We start from the raw sequence: 18,009 nt of genomic DNA, 5'->3' as shown, positions 1-18,009 counted from the left end.
AATATCACTCCTAATTTCCATTTATAACAGATTTTTGCATACTTAGCCTATTATTTTCAAGGGTTATAAGTGCATTATACATAAGTTCATTTGCAGCTTGATTCACAGTTTCTACTTCAATGTCCACATTGTTTCCATCTGATCTCATACTGGTTGAACTGTCGGTATTTGTAGTTATTGCTCCATAATCATTACCCATCTTTATGTGTTTTGCATCATCCGTTTTTAATTCCAAATTATCTACACTATTCTTAAGGTTTTCTTCAAATGTAACATATTTCCTCTTATATCCCGCAGTATTAATATTTGATATATTACTAGATATTGCCTGACTTCTAGCTTCAGCTGCATCTAGCCCTCTTGCAAGTAAATAATTTACTGATTTATCATTTGACATATTATTTATATTCAACCCAAATCCCCCCCTTTTTTTAAATATTAAACATATTATAATTTTTCTTAAACAATTTAATTTTAAATTGTACTTTACTTTTGATTAAAATTATTTTCTATATAGATAGATTAACACAATTATAAATTATATTCTATATTTTTGTAACATTTTTATAAGTTTATTATCTTTTAATAGAAATATATTGCATATTGTAAATAAACCCGTACTTATAAGGTATTTTATCATTTCTTATCCATTAGTGGATAATTTTAGGCTCAAAACTATAAGAAAGATACCTTAAACCATAAAAGTAAGGTACCTTAACTTAATTTCAAATATATTACTTTCTAAAATTCTGTATTATCTGTAAAACATCCTGGGGCAATTTATTAGCCTGAGCTATCATTGCATTAGAGGCCTGTATTACTATGCTTTCTTTTGAATAATTCATCATTTCCTCTGCCATATCTGAATCGCTTATACTGCTGTACGCATCAGTCATTTTTTCATTTAGCTCTTGCATATTATTATAGCTACTGGTAAATCTATTTTCCAGAGCCCCGTATTTACTTCTTAAAGACACTATTGTATTTAAAGAACTATCTATTATGCTTAAAGCACTATCAGTATCTCCGCTCAATATATCTTTTCCTCCATCAGTCTTAATTTTATACAAATCTGAAATAACACCATCCGATCCATTAGTCAAATCTATTTGAGGTATATTTACATCGTCCCCAGCATTAGTTCCTACAGTCATACTAATAGTTTTGTTTTGACCTAATAATTTAAATCCATTAAATTCCGTGTTATTCGCCATTTCATTTATTCCATCTAGCATCTGATCTATTTCACCCTGTATTTTTTGTCTATCCCTATCATTAAAAGAACCATCTCCAGCTTGCAGCGTAAGTTGTCTAACCCTCTGGACCATACTTGTGATTTCATTTAGCCCACCTTCTGCACTCTGAAGCATACTTACACCATCCTGAACATTTCTAGTTACGGTCTCAAGGCTCTTAACTTGAATACTTATGTTCTCTCTTTGTACAAGTCCTGTTGGATTATCTGCAGCACTATTTATTTTACATCCACTGGATATTCTGTTCAAATCTCCACTTTGCCTATCTAAAGCTTGATTTTGTATCATATGCATTATCAAAGCTGGCATGTTATAACTCAGTCTCATAAAATTTACTCCTTTCTACATACGGTAAGCACTTATTCTATAGTAAACTCATAAAGCTTATCCCTTTATTATCGAAATCTCCTATAGAATGCTTTAGAGTAAAACATTTATTCAATAAATTAAAATCATCTTTCATGTACGTTACATATGAACTAAAAATTACGGTGTAATTTTTTTAAAGAACAAAGTTCAAATATCATATAAAGATAATTTTCTTCCTAACATCGGAAAATAAAAATATTGCGAATCAATTTATTTATTTTAAAATTGAGAGTGGAAAGTGGAAAGTTAATGTGAATTTTTTCCGTTACACTACAAAAAATCTTTAATTAAATTTTAAAGGCTCATTTCGCTAAGGCGAAACATTGATGATCCATATAAGTCTAAAGTCTTTTTGCGATAGCTAAAAATCAACCTTCACTCTCAACTCTCAACTAAAGAAATTACGTCGTAATTTTTTTAAGCTGTGAAAGTTGAGTTAAATTATAGTATAGTTTTATTATAGGGCTCTATCCTAACATACATTTGAAATAATTCAAGTGCCTGCTCTTCAGTAATCTGGCCGCTGTCTAAATTACGATATAATATATACAGATTAGCATTTAAGTTAGGATCTACTCCTTTGCTTTCCTTCATCTTTTCCAATATTTGTTCTTTAAGAGGAATATTTTTTTGACTCAAATCTTCTTGTAATAAATCTAGGAGTTTACCTACTTCTTTCCGTGTAGCTTTCTCTCTAGTAGTAATTCTTATACTTTTTAACCCTGAAACCAATTTATCTATAGACTCTTTAGGTATAAATACTTTTTCGTGTTCACTCAAGTTAAATCCCCCTCTTTTATTCCGTACTTTTTATATCTATTAATTTATTTTTTAATTTGATTAAGTTATATATTATATATTATCAATGTAACAAGCATACTGTCAAATACTAATTATCTTAACTGAATTCGTAATTTATACACTTTTATTCTACTTTAAATTTATTTACAACATTTATTAAGTTCTTTGATGTAGAATTTAAGTTTTCAGCAGATGATGCAACTTCTTGTATAGATGCACTTACTTCCTCTGTAGATGCTGCTATTTCTTCCGTAGATGTAGTGGTGTTTTTTATTAAATTTCCAAACTGATTCATACTGTCCATAAATTCTTTCCTAGATTGTACTGTGCTATTTACTGAAGTAAAAGTTTTATCAACTAAAGGTTCAATCTCTTCAATTGAATTTACTATCATTTCAAAAGATTTCACCATATTTTCTGCCACTATATTCTGTTCATTTATAGATTCTTCAGCCTTTTTAGAATTTACAATAACCTCATTTGAATCACTGTTTATATAATTAATTAAATCGCTTATTTTTTTAGCTGAATCCTGAGACTCTTCAGCTAAATTTCTTATTTCCTCTGCTACTACTGAAAATCCCTTTCCAGCTTCACCTGCCCTTGCAGATTCAATAGCTGCATTTAAAGCCAAAAGATCTGTTTGCTCCGCTATTTGTGCTATAACGTCCGTTATTTCTCTTACTTTTTTTATAGATTCATTAAGCTTATAAACTTTATCAGAAACTACTGTAAAAGAAGAATCTACAGTGCCTATTGCCTTTTTCAATGAATTGACTTCATTTTTTCCTAAGTCTACTTTATTCATTGCATTACCCGTACTTACCTTTACAGAATTTAATTTATCATTTATGTTTTCCATGTGTTTGCTTACACCTTCTAATAAACTAAACATATTATCTATATACTTTTGCTGTCCTTCAGCACCTTTAGCTAAATCCTGAACTACTGCAGATACTTCCTGTGAAGAAGCTGATATCTCCTCAGAAATTGCATTTAAACCTTCAGCTTGTTGTTCAACATTTGAAGAATTTTTCTTAACATCTTCAACTAATTTCTTTATATTCATATTCATACTTTGTACATAATTGCTTATTCTTCCAAACTCATCATTTCTATTTAAAAACTTTTCAGGGATACTGTAAGTAAAATCTCCTTCACCTACTTTACCAACTATTACTTTTAACTTCTTTAATATCTTATATGCTGAGTTACCAATTAAAATAGATACTACTATAGATATTATTATCCCTATAACAACTAAACAGAAAATAAATTTTCTTATACCACTTGTATCGCTTATAAATTCAGCATTTTTAGCTGTGCCTACAACTTTCCAGGAATTTTTCTCATTTGTAGTATAAGCGTACAGCTTCTCTATTCCATTATATGTATTCTTAAAATAACTAGATTTATTTGAGCTAATATAGTCCCAATTACTTTTTTTAAGTTCACTGTCTTTCCCTACCTGGTTAAAATCGGGATCTACTATTATTTTACCTTCTTTATTAGTAATATAAACATATCCTGTGTTTCCTACTTTTATAGAAGCTATATCTTTAGATAAATTTTTCAGAGAAACATCAATAGCAGCTACTCCTACTACATTACCATCTTTCTCAACAGTTTTTGCTACTGTAATCATAATCTGTGATGTATTTACATCTTTGTATGGATCTGTCCATACAACTTGTCCTTTTTTATTCATAGCATCTTTATACCACGTTCTTTGTCTAGCATCGTATTCTTTAGATGGCTGACGTATGTTTCCAGTCATATTTATTCTCATACCACTGAGATCAGCAAAATATACGCTGACCATATTTTCATTGCTGTCTTTAGTATTTTTAAGCAATTCTACTGCACTGTTTCTACTCCCATCATTATTAATATCCAAGTTTTTTAAAGTAGAACTATTAGCAATAACCTGAGTCTGACTTTCCATACCATTTAAAAATTTATTTATAGAACCATTTACATTTATGACAATTTGCTCAGAACTGTTTTGAAACTTTTCATACAATATCCCATAAGATTTTTCATAAATTGATATTCCAAGTATACATAATAATACTGCTGTTGTTGCAGAAATTATCAGTATTAACTTAGTTTTAATACTTTTAAAATTAAACATAAAATATTTTTCCCCCTTAAGTTAACGCAAAATTGCAAATATTAATTTCAGTCTTTACATTTTCCTATTTTTTAAGTAACTATGACCAAATTTATACATTAAAAATTAAAATATGATTAAAAGTTCTAGAAACGCACCTTTTCACTATATTTTCCTATTATATCATACTCTAGAATAATATAAAAAACAATGAATAATATACCTTCAATAAGCAATTAAAAATTGGGGTAATCTTTTAATTTTACCCCAATCTATCCTATACCTGTATTTTTTTAATTATGCTAAAGCTTCCTTCTCACTGTCTAAAAACTGAACCTTATCTGCTTCTACAGTAGTAAAATATTTTCTTATATCATCTTTAGTATAGCTTTTAGTAATTATTTTACCATTTACGCCTATAAGTCTCCCTTTTTTTAAATAAGGAAGCAATTTACTTCCATAATTACTCCAGTAAGAAACAGGAATAAAATCCGCTTCTCTTTCTCCAGTTTTACTTGCAAAATCTCTGCCTACTGCCAAAATGAATTTAACTACACTTCTATTATAATTTTCGAGCTGAACCAATTCTGCATCCTTAGTTAACCTTCCAATAAGAGTGACACTATTCACTAACTTTCGCCTCCTAGTTATTTTTCTATAATTATATCCAGGAGGAAAGCTTTTATTCAGCTAATTAAAGTGTTATTTTGTTCCCGTAGAACCGAATCCTCCTTCCCCTCTTTCAGTGTCACTTAGCTCTTCTACTTCTTGTACATATACTCTTTCCACAGGCTTCACTACCATTTGAGCAATTTTCATACTTTTTTCAACTAAAAAGGGTTCCTGCCCTAAATTTATCATAAGCACTTTTATCTCACCCCTGTATCCTTCATCCACAGTACCAGGTGTATTTAAAAGGGTTATGCCGTATTTTAATGCAAGACCACTCCTTGGTCTTACCTGAGCTTCTGTATTTGGTGGAAGCTGAATCTTAATCCCGGTAGATACTAACTTCCTTTCCATTGGCTCTATTAAGACTTCTTCTACTGAAAATAGATCAAGACCTGCATCTCCTTTATGTGCATAAAATGGAGTTACAGCATCCTCATTAACTTTTTTTATTAATAGCTTCATAAATTACAAACATCCTTTCACAATTAATCTACATGTTTTTAAATTATCTAAGCTATTATACCATATATTATTAATGAGGATCTTTCTTTGAAAATCTTAAATGTAAATGATAAATACCTAAAGTTTTTCCACTTCGAAATTCTCATTTATCCAAAGACCTATAACTTCAATATTTTTATATAATTTTTCTATTATACAAACAGACTTTTTTATCTGCTCTAGATGAGTTGTCTTATCTACTTTATTTGCTGCACAATCATAATGTCCTACTACAAACGCCATAGAAGCTCCATGAGAATTTATAGATATATCCATTTTATACTTTAATGAATTTATAAAATTTTCATCTTCCCCACAAATTACTTTGTCAATTCCTGGTTCTGATATTATATCTACATATTTTACACGAAAATTGTCTCTTATCCAATTTATTGCAGGAAGCTGAGTTCTTCCATCCATACAATTTAACAATACAGCAAAATCACTGTTCAAAGCAATCCACCCCTTATAGTAAAATTAAAATTTTACTATAAGTTTATAGCAGCTTGAAGTAAAAAGCAATATAACTAACTCAACTTTCTTAAATACAAATAGGATTAGATTACTTAATACATTATTTTATATACCAAATATATTTCCTGTAACTATTACATTCTCTTTCAACATTTGAATGTATAAATACTCATTTTCTACATAAAAGCCATAGAGTTCAGTTGCATCAGTAATTTCTCCACATTCACCTATAAATTTCTCAAAAGAATACCTTCCAAATTTCACAGGCAACTTAATAGAACTTTTTTCATTATTTATGGATATTATATCTCCTTCAAAAATTTCTTTATCATTTTTATCTTTTAAGCCTGTACACTCAAGAGATATAAACCTATCTTTTACTTTGTAACTTTCTTCTGGATAGGGATTTTCACTTATATAAAAACACTTTTTTTCTTTATCCCATATTTTAAACTTAAATTTTCTCATACTGAATCACCCCAAATCATACTAAAATATTCCCTATACTAGTGAATATAGGGAATATCTTATATAACTAAATTAGTATTCAAATTCTTTAACATTTGAGCACAATGATATTTTAAGTTTTTTATCTTTTATTACTTTTTTATAGGAACACAAAAATTCATTTAACTCGGGATCTTGCAAGTCTATATCTTTTTCACTTTTTAAAGTAAGTTTTTCTTCACTTATAAGTATACTAAGGCTATTCAAGGAATTATTTATACTATAAGTGGTTACTAAGGCACTGCCTATACCTTGCTTATATTTCTCCTGAAATGATACTGTTTTTCTCAAAGATTCATAGTCAACATTTTTATTTACAGAAGGCATATCAATTCCCATGTCTTTCATCTGCTTTTCTACATCTTCCATATTAAAGCCGTATCTTTCCATAAGTTTTTTTTGAATGTTAAACAGCTTTTCTTGTGATATATTATTTTTTTCCATATATTCTTGAATGTCTTTATAAAAATCTCCCATTGATAATTTTCCCTGAGACATATCATAGGAAAGTCCATATACATAATCTTCAAATTTCTCTACATCTTTTTCCCTAACTCTATTTTTAATTTCATCGAAGTTTACAATTCTATCATCCATAACAAGTTCTCCCCTTAAAAATACATTTTTAATATCTATTAACTAACCCTAATATAACTATTCTATCAAAACATATACTATTATACTATACAATTGAATAACTTTTTTCAATGGAAATTCATTAAAATTATTATAATTTTCTATGAATTATTCTCCTAAGTTGCATTTTATTAAATTATAAATAGTATATATTATTACTCTGATATTTTGTTATATTTACTATATTTTATATAAATTGTTTATTATATTTTAGGAGATGATTTAAATGGAATCAACTATAATTTTAGTCATAATTTTGGCAGCTGCCGTTCTTGGAAAAGCAAATTCCGTAGCTTTAGCTGCCTGTATACTTCTATTTCTAAAGCTTCTTAATATAGACAAATATGTATTTCCAACTTTACAGGAAAACGGGATATTTTGGGGAGTAGTAATACTAGTAGCTTCAATTTTAATTCCAATTGCAAATGGAAGTGTAAAGTATATAAGTATTAGAAATGTATTTACCTCATGGCTTGGGATATTTGCCTTGCTCATATCCCTTTTTACAACTTATTTAAGTGGTCTTGGCATGCAGTATTTAACTGTGCAAGGCCATACTGAAGTAATGCCAGCATTAATTTTGGGAGCAGTAATTGCCGCTGCTTTTTTAGGCGGTGTTCCCGTAGGTCCTATGATAACATCTGGAATGATTGCTTTAGGATTGAAGTTTTTTCACAAAATAGGACTTTAAAAATATATTAAGGCAGTTGCTGCATAAAAAACTTTTTCAAGTAACAACTGCCTCAAGTTAAATTAGAATTATTTAAAATCTTCAATTCTTATAATATTGTCTATTTGCATTACAGATTTCAAATTAATAATTTCTTCAATAGCAGAATTAATCTCTGCTTCTTCTATCTTATGAGTAATTAATACTATAGTTACTTTATCTTTTGACTCTTCCCTGCCTTTTTGCATTACTGAGCGAAGACTTACATTATGTTTTCCTAAAATTGTGGTTATTTCTCCAAGTACTCCTGACTGATCCATTACAGAAAGCCTAATATAAAATTTACTTGCACAATCTTTTATATCTTTTATTTTTCTATGCCATAGATTATTTTTCACTACAGAATTGAAATTTTCTATATCCACATTGCTTCTCAATATAGCAATAATATCACTTACTACAGCACTACCTGTTGGTAAACTTCCCGCACCTCTTCCATAAAACATTAGATCTCCCACTGCATTACCCTTTATAAATATTGCATTAAAAGAATCATATACGTTAGCAAGCGGGTGTGATTCTGGAATCATGGTTGGATGTACTTTTAGTTCAAGCTTACCTTCATTTTCTTTTGCAATAGCAAGGAGCTTTATTACCATGTTAAATTTTTTAGCATATCTTATATCTATAGATTTAATTTTTGTAATACCCTCTCTATACACATTATCTACATTAATTTTTGTTCCAAAGGCTAGTGATGAAAGTATTGCTAATTTATATTGGGCATCAAATCCCTCAATATCCGACGTAGGGTCAGCTTCAGCATATCCCATATCCTGTGCCTGTTTTAAAGCCACATCAAAATCCAATTTTTCCAGCTGCATTTTAGTTAAAATATAGTTTGTAGTTCCATTTACTATACCATATAGTTCTTCAATTTTATTGGCAGTTAAACTTTCATCTATTCCATTTATTATTGGAATTCCTCCAGCCACACTTGCCTCATAGTTAAACATTACTCCTTTGCTGTCCGCTTTTTCAAAAAGTTCGTCTCCACCAGTTGCAAGCAGCATTTTATTTGCAGTTACTATCTGCTTTTTTCTATCCATACATTTGAGCATATATTCTCTTGCAGGGTTTATACCGCCCATAACTTCAACTACAATTTTAATAGAGTCGTCTTCCAATATGTCATTAAAATCCGTAGTTACAATTTCATCTGGAACTTCCACATCTCTCTGTTTGTTTCTATCTCTTACAAGAATTTTTGCTACCTCTACTTCATATCCTGATCTTTTCATTATTTCTTTTTTATTAGAATTCAATATTGTCCAAACTCCTGCGCCAACATTTCCAAGACCCATTAATGCTATTCTAACCTTTTTCATCTCCATTCTCCTTCCTAATGTTTACTTTTTTCCTTTTCAGCATACCATTCATTCTAAGTCTTATAAAATATAATGAAAATATTTTAGCACATATAGTTCTTTTTTTAAATAGTGCCTGTCACCTTAGTGGGACATTTCTGTTCCATGTCGGTGGCAGGCACCTTTTTAATTTGCCAGAGTTATGTTCATAATAATGTTGTTTTTCGTAGAGCTTACATCCAATGTAGATGTTCCAAGCAGTTTTCCACTATTATCATATAAGTATACTTGTAATGTATTTTTTGATACAAGTGTAATAGTACTACTATTAATAGCAAAAGAATTATTATTTTCTTCTATCTTATACTTTGTAACATTTGGTAAATTTGTAGATACCGTTATTTTTCTGAATGCAATTGATGGATAAACTTGAACATTTGCTGAAGCAGTATAGCTATTAGAGTTACTATTGTTACCACCACTATTATTGCTACTGCTGTTACCTCCACTATTACTACTACTGTTACCTCCACTATTACTACTATTAGAAGCTAAAGTAAAATTTAGCACAGCCGGTTGTGATAAGTGCCTTCCTTTTTTAGATTTAATACTTTTATCTATAGTTAATTTGTAATTATGGGATAATTTATAACCTCCAGAAGGTGGATTAATCTTTGCTGAATTTTCATCAGTGCCTGCTGAAACACTTACACTAACAGTACTACCATTTGTAATATCTTGAAGCTTTATATTACTATTTAAAGAATTAATATCTACTGGTTCTCCAAATTTTACTGTCCATACTTTGTTTACGTCACTTATAGTTTTAGTTCCCATATCTTTAAAATCTGCTGCTGAAACACTTGAGGAACCATATGAAATACAACAAATCATTACAAATGATAAAATTAAGGCAGCTCTTTTAATAACATTTTTCAATTTTTCTTCCTCCTTTTAAGTATTGAATACAATAGAAAACTCTATATAAACACTCATCTTGATGAAAAAAGCAGTCCTATTACTAGAACTGCTTTTTATATTTTTTAACTAGCACTTGAACATCTTAGTTAATATTATTAATTTGCTCCTGTAACAGTTGACATATCTGTAAATCCTAATTCAGTGCTAATTGATCCGGCTCCCGTTGATGTTCCAGTAAGATCTATTTTAGCTGAAGCTCCTGTTGCTACCGTAGTAATAGTTAGCTTTCCTGTTCCATCATCACCCACTTTAATAACACCGCTTCCAATAGAGTTATCTATGTCTTTTTGTAATGCATTCTCTAACTGAAGTAATGTTATTGCAGTAGTACTACCATTTAATTGTAAAGTATTAGTTAATGCAATAACCTTAGTATTTATTTCTAAATTTTTTCCAGTTACTGCTGTTGAATAGTTATCATTTAATTTAGGTGCTACTGCTGCAGTCTTAATTGCTGGTGCTGCTGATAATTGAACTGGTATATTTGCTATATTACCAGGCATTGCAGTTCCTGTAGCTTTACTTCTTACATCTATAGAACCTGACTGCGTAACTGGAATAATACTACCTGAAGTAAAATCATTCCATGTTGTTCCTTTTGTGCTGCCAACATTTACCCTATATTCAAGTCCTGTAGAAAGACTAGTTAATTTAACTCCTCCTGTTACTTGAGTTGAAGTTACATTAGGTGCTGCTGCTTGAGTTACCGATATCTTTTCAACATTAGAAGCTTTAGTTTGACCACTCGCCTTAGTTCTAACTTGTACTCCATTAGTTGTATTTATTGTGTTGACATCTTCTGATTTGAAAGCTCCGTTATTGTCTACACTATTCCAATTTAATCCGCCATCTATACTATACTCATAACTTGGAGGATTAGAAATAGCTGTCCCATCTGAATTTTTTAATTCACCTATTAAATTATGATTTGCATCATAGCTAAATTCAAATTTTGCAGATGGTGCTGCAGGTGAAGGAGCCAAAGAAATAACCTGTGGTTCTGAAGCTGGTGTGCTTCCATTTGCTCTATACCTTACTTCCACATTAGTAGTAGTAGCCTTGCTTAATAAATTCAAATCATTTGTTGAAGTAATTAACTGAATTCCTTGTGATGTAACAGGCGTCCATGATTGTCCATTATTTACGCTGTACTCTTCACTAGTATCTACTCCTGTAAATTGTACAGTACCATCATTATTAAATGTAAATCCTATATTTGTTGGTGCTGCTGGTGCTGGTTGAGTTGGATTACTCTCTGCATCATCAATTTTAAAGCTAATAGTTTTTTCTGTCGTAGCACCATTTATGTTATTTGTTGTATCTAGTGTCAACACGTAATTTCCATTTACTGTTAATGATCCACCCTTATGACTTGTTGGATCTACTATATAATCAGTTTTATATCCGTCTCTCATTATTGTAGCTTTTGTAGTATTAGCTAGTGTATCTGTTATTGTAATTCCATTGATAACTGTATCATAAATTCCACCATCTGATACTCCTACAACTGACGGTGATGTAGCTTTATCTTGCGTATCAACCCTAAATACTTTTGTAGAAACATTTGTTGCTCCATTTTCTGTGCTTGTAGATGTAACTGTTAACTTATAATATCCATCCTGACTTATAACAGTTCTTTGAAAAGCTACCTTAGCTGCTAAATTCCAACTTGAATCGTCAGCAGGAGCAGTATCTAATCTCTGTATTACTGCTGTATCAATAGTTCCTGCTAAATCCGTCCAATTTGGTGTTGCCTGATAAAGAGTTGGTATATCAGCTGGCGTAACAGCACTTATACCCTTAGTATGATCAATAGGATCATTCCACTTCTCTGTTCCTGCTGTTTCAGCAAATCTTATATCTACCGTTGCAGGTACTGCTGAATTTACTGTAAATTTAACAGTAGTAACATTTGTTGCACTAGATGGATTCATACCTGATACAGTCTTTGTTCCTACAACCGTAAGTGCATAACTTCCATCACCATTACTATTTATTACACTCTCCAAATCACTGCCATCCTTTATAGATGTATAAGTTGTTCCTGTTGTATCAACAACTCCAGCATTCATAGAATATGTTTTTGAACCATGTCCTGAAATAGGATTTCCATCCTTAGTTAATACTGCACAATATTTTGTACTATTATCTGCATCAATAATGCTATCATCATTCCAAGTTACAGTTGGGAATAATGATTCACCCGTAGATTTATCTTGCTTAGTAGTATATGTTCCTCCATCTGTTATTCCATTTATAACAGGTTTCTGGAATAATCCATAAGATACAGGTTTACTTTCAAGTACTGGACCACTACCCAATTCTTTAACTGATACCTGCAGTGATCTAGTCATAGAAATTGACGTAGATCCTGATTGACATGGATACCAAGTTGGATTTGAGTTAGTTTTTAAATCATCATAGGTAAATACCATTCCTGTATCAGTTCCACTTATTCTTCCAAGACTTAGATTAATGTCTACATAATTAGGTACTGTCGCTCTTTTTATTTCAATTGGTGATGAAGGAGCACTGTCTACATTACCTGCAGCAACTACTCTAAGCATTTGCTTTCCATCTTTATTACCATCTATCTTAGATATCATAGTAGGAACCTTTAGAACTCCATTACCATCTGCTTGTGCAGAAATATCATAACTTGTAGGAAGAACTGGTACTGTTCCATCTGCGTTTTCATCTTGTATATAAACCTTATACAACTTATTAGACTGTAACCCGGTTATATTTTGATTAGCCGCATCTACTGTAAATCCAGCTGGTGCCTCTGCCTGATACTGAACTCCTACTTTGTTACCTTCTTGTCTACCTGTTTTAGTTAAACTAATATATACACTTCCACCATCAGGAGAAAGATTTAAGCCTGTCATATTTACTTTTCCACTTGCATCTACAACAGCTGATTTTAATGGTTTTGTATCAGTGCTACTATTATAAACATTTACCACATCACCAGTAGTCAATCCAGTAATACTTATAGTGTCTTTACTTCCTACATTGTTTACAATTGTTACATTATTAGCATTAATAGTTCCAGAATCTAATGCTACATTCATAGTAACAGATGTTCCATATCCAAGTATTGTACCCTTAAATGTATATATACCTTTTGATGCCTTTGGTATAGTTTTATCCCATGAAACTACTAATGTCTGTTCACTTCCGTCACTCATTATGCAAGAAACAGTTTCTGGAAAATTAAATTTTGTTATATCGTCTGTAGTATATGTTTGCATAGGTTTAACACTTACTACCCTGCTATTTAATCTAGGTTTTGTTATTGAAACACCCCTTTGAGTGCCATCTCCATCTTTAGGTGCAACTGAGATTTTCCCTGATTTCATATAATATAGACTATCATTTATTATATTTATATAATCTGCTGAATCATTTACAACTCTATATCCATTTCCCGTGTTATCTAACTTATATATTTTATTGCCATCTACATAACTTATGTAATAAATATTATTATCATCGGTAGCACATATAATTGTAGGTTTGTCTGTTAATGCTTTATAGGAACTGGCTTTTGCAGATGTTTGTACATTTGTAGTTACACTCATAGGTACTGGAATTTGTCCTTGTGCATTTGTAGATCTATATAACACTCCATCATAGCCCGTATAGAAAACCAGATAATCATTACAAGCATTAATAAATTTTGTATTTATAGTACTTATCTTTGCTTTTCTACTATTTCTTAAATCATAGCTATATAACGTATTTGAATCTCCTGCATTAACATAGAACAAAAAGTTTCCTGTAACACTTAAATATTTGGCTTGGTCACTTAAAACCATTTTTTTACCTGTAGAATCCTGTACATATATTCTATCATTGTCACTATGATTTATATAGTATATGGAATCTCCTACTACACTTACACAAGATGCCATATCATCAGAAATCTTCTGTCTTTGAGTTCCATCTATTTTAACCTTATATATCTTTCCGCCATCGTTATAATTGCTATAGTATACCCAATCTCCTACTACATTAATATATTTTGCACTGTCATTACTAATGAGCATATCATCTGTACCTGTTGCACTTCTTTTATAAAGTTTACCACTATCTCCTGTGTTACTGTAGTAAATCCATTTTCCACTTTTATCAATTGTAACAAATCCATTATTAACTATATTATAAGCTTTATTTCCCTGAGTAGAACTATCTACATCTGTTGAGTTTCCAGTTAACGTCAAATTAACTGTTAAGTTCTTATCTCCTGATGAAGCCCCATTTGTAACTATATTCAAATATCCATTTGCTAATTCTGTAGCACCATCACTAGCATATAAATGTACCATATTACCAGCTCCATTAGAAAGTTGTCCCATATAAGTAGCTACATCTGTTAAAGGAGTCATTGGACTGCTTCCTACCTGGAAATAAGCTGCTCCACTTACACCTGATAATTGACTAAGCTGACAAGTAAATAAATTTAATCCTTCTGATAGTAGCTGTTTATAAGTAATATGAGCTATTACATACCCACCAGTAATCGTATTAGGATCTAAAAAATTATTATTTGCATCAGTAACAATTTTTTCCGTAGTTCCATTTCCAGGATAATATGTTAAAGTGTTACCAACTTTAGATACTATCTGACTATCATCTACAGTTGCTTCTGTAAATATATCCTTTGCTACACCTGTAGAATCTACATAGTATAATTTACCTAAATTGTTTGCTAGCTGATCATTTACCTTAGCAGTATTAGTACCACTAGCATCATTTGTAAAATAACTTATATCATAAACATTATTTCCTACTACTATGGAATTAGGTGGCAACTTAGCGTAAACACTAGTACCTATTCCAAGTACAATTGCTGCTGTCATTACCAATAGCCTAGTTTTCTTCATTATTTATTACCTCCATACATTATTGTGTTATAATTATTCACTCGTGAAATTCGCGGGTGCTAATTCACTTAATTTTATAACTTACTAAATATATACAACAAAACATTTATATTCTTATAATCGTAACAATTTGTAATTTTTTTACCTTTTTATATAAAATCTAGCAACAATTTTTACATCATAAGAAAATATATTATCAATCACTTAGCTAGTTTTCAATTTTTATTGTAACGGTCACAGGTGTACTATAATGCTCTATAGTTGCCGTTACATAGTATGTACTAGCATCACTTATATCAACAACTGGTGGATCCCAAAGAAGAACATGTACATTTTTTGCTTCTCTAATCCCATTTGGCCCATTTATAACTGCATTTATTCTAGTTGATAACTCACTCATATTAAATACACCATTTGGATAGTCACTTTTCTTAATATTTATAGATACAGCTGGAACGTTGCTAGTTTTTCCATCTACATTAAGAGTAATAATTTTAGGAATTATTCCTATAGTTGCTTTAACTTTTTTATTACCACTTATAGTTCCATTCAAAGTAAATTTAGCAACTCTACAATCATCTAAATATTGATTATCTAAAAAAGTAGAATCAATACTAACAGCATCTGTCCATGTAACTGGTACTTGTTTCCCAGTAGTTGGATCTTTTACTGTAGTTGGATATTTTTCATCTTGCATTATAGGTTCCAATTCTCCTAAGTCCATTACATTAGGATCATTAGGGTTAGTAGGATAATTTGGATCGTTAGGGTCTGTTCCACCCTCTCCTGTAACTATAAGCATAAGACCTACTTTTTTACTATATCCGCTTACTGTTCCCTCATAAGTATACACTCCAGTAGAATATTTAATTTCATTTGACCAAGTTACAGATAAACCTTGTGTTGAACCATCAGTCATTATAGCTGATACTGTAGTTGGAAATACATAACTAGATTTAGTAGTTACAGTTGCCTTTATGTTATTTATAGTTTTTATAGTCTTGCCTGTCCCATTATCAATTGTCGTTAAAGTAAGCTTAACCTTTTTACTGTATTTATCTACTGTTCCATAAAAAACATAGACTCCTGGTTTATTCCCAGACTGTGTACCGTAATCCCATAACACAGGTAGATCAGTTGTTGTACCGTCCGTCATCTGAGCGGAAACAGTAGTTGGAAGTCCAAAGTTTGTCCTACTAACCGCAGTTTGAGTTAAATCATCAATTTTATATGGAAGAGGTTTTACTTTAAGAGTTGCATACACTGTAGTGTCTGTTCCTTTTAATTTTCCTGTAAAAGTATAAGTGCCTGGATTTGCGGTATTTACTTGGCTCAAATTCCAGTCTATAGCAACTTCCTTTTTAGTACCATCTGTAGCTGTTATCACCATAGTTGCCCTTGGAGTATATTTCTCGCCCTGCCATATAGTATCATTTATAGCATCAGTGCTGCTTACTCCCAAAGTCATAGTTTCAGCTGAAATTTCTGAATTATAGCTTACGGAACCTGTTCCTCCTAATATTTTTAAATTATTTACTATATGTGTTTTAAGAAAATTTGATGTAGCCTCATCCATTGGACTATCCACAAATAATACTGGAGATGATGTTTTAGGAGCTAAAGCCGATGCACTCAATGAATCTGGAAAGTTCTTAGCAGAAGCTACATATAAAGTGCCAGTATTTACTTCATTCTGAAAGGCTTGTATTATGCTTACATTTCTAGCATACGCATTGCCTCCTGACCCTACTCTTTTAACATTAGATAACCCACTTATGACATTGTCACTTATAGTATTTTTATCACCTACTACATATATTTGAGCCATTTTAGCTGTATTACCTAAATATTTTTTCACAGAAGCAGGCATATTTTCTCCATCTGTTAATATTATAGGCATTCCTTTTAAAGCAGCTATGGATGCTATTGTCATTCCATCCCTAAAATCATTCCCATTTACTAATGCCACCTCACTAGTTTTACCAATCTTCGCTGCAACCTGAAGGGCAGTTTCATATCTATCTTTACCACCAACTCTAACAACCTTCATTCCTTTAGCCACTAGTGAATCTTCTATACTTTGTGATACCACACCTTTTCCACCCACTATAAATACGTTTTTTACATTTAACCTAATAAGTTCTGAAGATGTATAAGGATTTAGCACTTCTGTGTTTGTTAAAAGTATAGGAGCATTGTACTTTTTAGCAAGAGGTGCAGCTGAAAGAGCATCATGATAATCATCTCCATTTACTAATACAGCATAATCAGTATTAGTATTCCATCCAGCATCACATACTTTAGCAGATGTCTCATACCTATCCATACCACCATACCTATCTACTGTCGGTGCCGCATATACTTTTGTAGTACTTAAAATACCTATAATTGCTGCAGATGCAACTAATAGAGCCAATCTCTTACTTCTAAGCACACCATTCAATTTAAAACTATTCATATTAATATATAGGCAACTCCTTTCTTTAGTTTTCTTGAGAATCCCCATTGCTTGCATTTTTATTATTGGTGCCTGTCACCTTGATGGGGCAATAAATGTCCCGCTCGGTGCCAGGCACCTAACAAGAAACATTTCCATTATTAACATTATACCTAATTTAATAGCAAATTTCACCATAAAATTAGCATATAATCTCCCACAAATTCCGGGAAGGAGTTTAGCTATTACATGCTTGCCTCCATGTGGCACATTTGCACTAGTTATCCTTTAATCCCATTATTTATTTTTCGTATAATTTGCAAATTACTTTAATGA

General features: G+C 31.1%; 14 protein-coding genes. 1 reads left to right on the top strand and 13 read right to left on the bottom strand.

Features of this window, described 5'->3' with window-relative positions; all coding sequences use genetic code 11:
- Positions 1 to 10: 10 nt before the first annotated feature.
- The 9 genes from flgB to CLAU_RS15175 form a co-directional block, all read right to left on the bottom strand.
- Positions 11 to 412, bottom strand: coding sequence for a flagellar basal body rod protein FlgB (gene flgB / locus CLAU_RS15215; RefSeq protein WP_013237684.1), 402 nt, complete (start codon positions 410 to 412; stop codon positions 11 to 13).
- Positions 413 to 734: 322 nt separating this feature from the next.
- Positions 735 to 1,583, bottom strand: coding sequence for a flagellin N-terminal helical domain-containing protein (locus tag CLAU_RS15210; protein WP_023163012.1), 849 nt, complete (start codon positions 1,581 to 1,583; stop codon positions 735 to 737).
- 483 nt (positions 1,584 to 2,066) lie between these two features.
- A complete protein-coding gene (locus tag CLAU_RS15205; protein WP_023163011.1) occupies positions 2,067 to 2,405 on the bottom strand; it encodes a hypothetical protein in 339 nt (112 codons plus the stop codon).
- A gap of 145 nt (positions 2,406 to 2,550) precedes the next feature.
- Positions 2,551 to 4,560, bottom strand: coding sequence for a methyl-accepting chemotaxis protein (locus CLAU_RS15200; RefSeq protein WP_023163010.1), 2,010 nt, complete (start codon positions 4,558 to 4,560; stop codon positions 2,551 to 2,553).
- Between the two features lie 276 nt (positions 4,561 to 4,836).
- Positions 4,837 to 5,169, bottom strand: a complete 333-nt coding sequence (locus tag CLAU_RS15195; RefSeq protein ID WP_013237680.1) for a single-stranded DNA-binding protein — start codon at positions 5,167 to 5,169, stop codon at positions 4,837 to 4,839.
- 72 nt (positions 5,170 to 5,241) lie between these two features.
- The gene (dut, locus tag CLAU_RS15190) at positions 5,242 to 5,673 is read right to left on the bottom strand and encodes a dUTP diphosphatase (RefSeq protein WP_023163009.1); all 432 of its coding nucleotides are present in this window, start codon (positions 5,671 to 5,673) and stop codon (positions 5,242 to 5,244) included.
- 117 nt (positions 5,674 to 5,790) lie between these two features.
- Complete coding sequence (locus CLAU_RS15185) at positions 5,791 to 6,165, bottom strand: carbonic anhydrase (RefSeq protein WP_013237678.1); 375 nt, start codon at positions 6,163 to 6,165, stop codon at positions 5,791 to 5,793.
- Positions 6,166 to 6,291: 126 nt separating this feature from the next.
- A complete protein-coding gene (locus tag CLAU_RS15180) occupies positions 6,292 to 6,654 on the bottom strand; it encodes a YopX family protein (RefSeq protein ID WP_013237677.1) in 363 nt (120 codons plus the stop codon).
- Between the two features lie 72 nt (positions 6,655 to 6,726).
- A complete protein-coding gene (locus CLAU_RS15175; RefSeq protein WP_023163008.1) occupies positions 6,727 to 7,290 on the bottom strand; it encodes a DUF3867 domain-containing protein in 564 nt (187 codons plus the stop codon).
- 265 nt (positions 7,291 to 7,555) lie between these two features.
- Here CLAU_RS15175 and CLAU_RS15170 point away from each other — a divergent pair, with 265 nt between their 5' ends.
- Complete coding sequence (locus CLAU_RS15170; protein ID WP_013237675.1) at positions 7,556 to 8,020, top strand: DUF441 domain-containing protein; 465 nt, start codon at positions 7,556 to 7,558, stop codon at positions 8,018 to 8,020.
- A gap of 68 nt (positions 8,021 to 8,088) precedes the next feature.
- Here the strand turns inward: CLAU_RS15170 and CLAU_RS15165 are convergent, their stop codons facing one another.
- From CLAU_RS15165 to CLAU_RS15150, 4 genes are all read right to left on the bottom strand, one after another.
- A complete protein-coding gene (locus CLAU_RS15165) occupies positions 8,089 to 9,387 on the bottom strand; it encodes a homoserine dehydrogenase (RefSeq protein WP_023163007.1) in 1,299 nt (432 codons plus the stop codon).
- Between the two features lie 165 nt (positions 9,388 to 9,552).
- Complete coding sequence (locus CLAU_RS15160; RefSeq protein WP_023163006.1) at positions 9,553 to 10,305, bottom strand: Ig-like domain-containing protein; 753 nt, start codon at positions 10,303 to 10,305, stop codon at positions 9,553 to 9,555.
- A gap of 137 nt (positions 10,306 to 10,442) precedes the next feature.
- Entirely contained in the window at positions 10,443 to 15,236 is a 4,794-nt protein-coding gene (locus tag CLAU_RS15155) for a DUF5050 domain-containing protein (RefSeq protein WP_023163005.1), read from the bottom strand.
- A 208-nt stretch (positions 15,237 to 15,444) separates the two neighbouring features.
- Positions 15,445 to 17,652 (bottom strand): cell wall-binding repeat-containing protein, encoded by a 2,208-nt coding sequence (locus CLAU_RS15150; RefSeq protein ID WP_242832277.1) that lies wholly within the window; start codon positions 17,650 to 17,652, stop codon positions 15,445 to 15,447.
- Between the last annotated feature and the right edge of the window lie 357 nt (positions 17,653 to 18,009).

Origin of the sequence: Clostridium autoethanogenum DSM 10061 (assembly GCF_001484725.1) — a bacterium.
GTDB lineage: Bacteria > Bacillota > Clostridia > Clostridiales > Clostridiaceae > Clostridium_B > Clostridium_B ljungdahlii.
The sequence above is the reverse complement of the archived record's forward strand: the minus strand, read 5'-3'. Positions and strand labels throughout refer to the sequence as shown.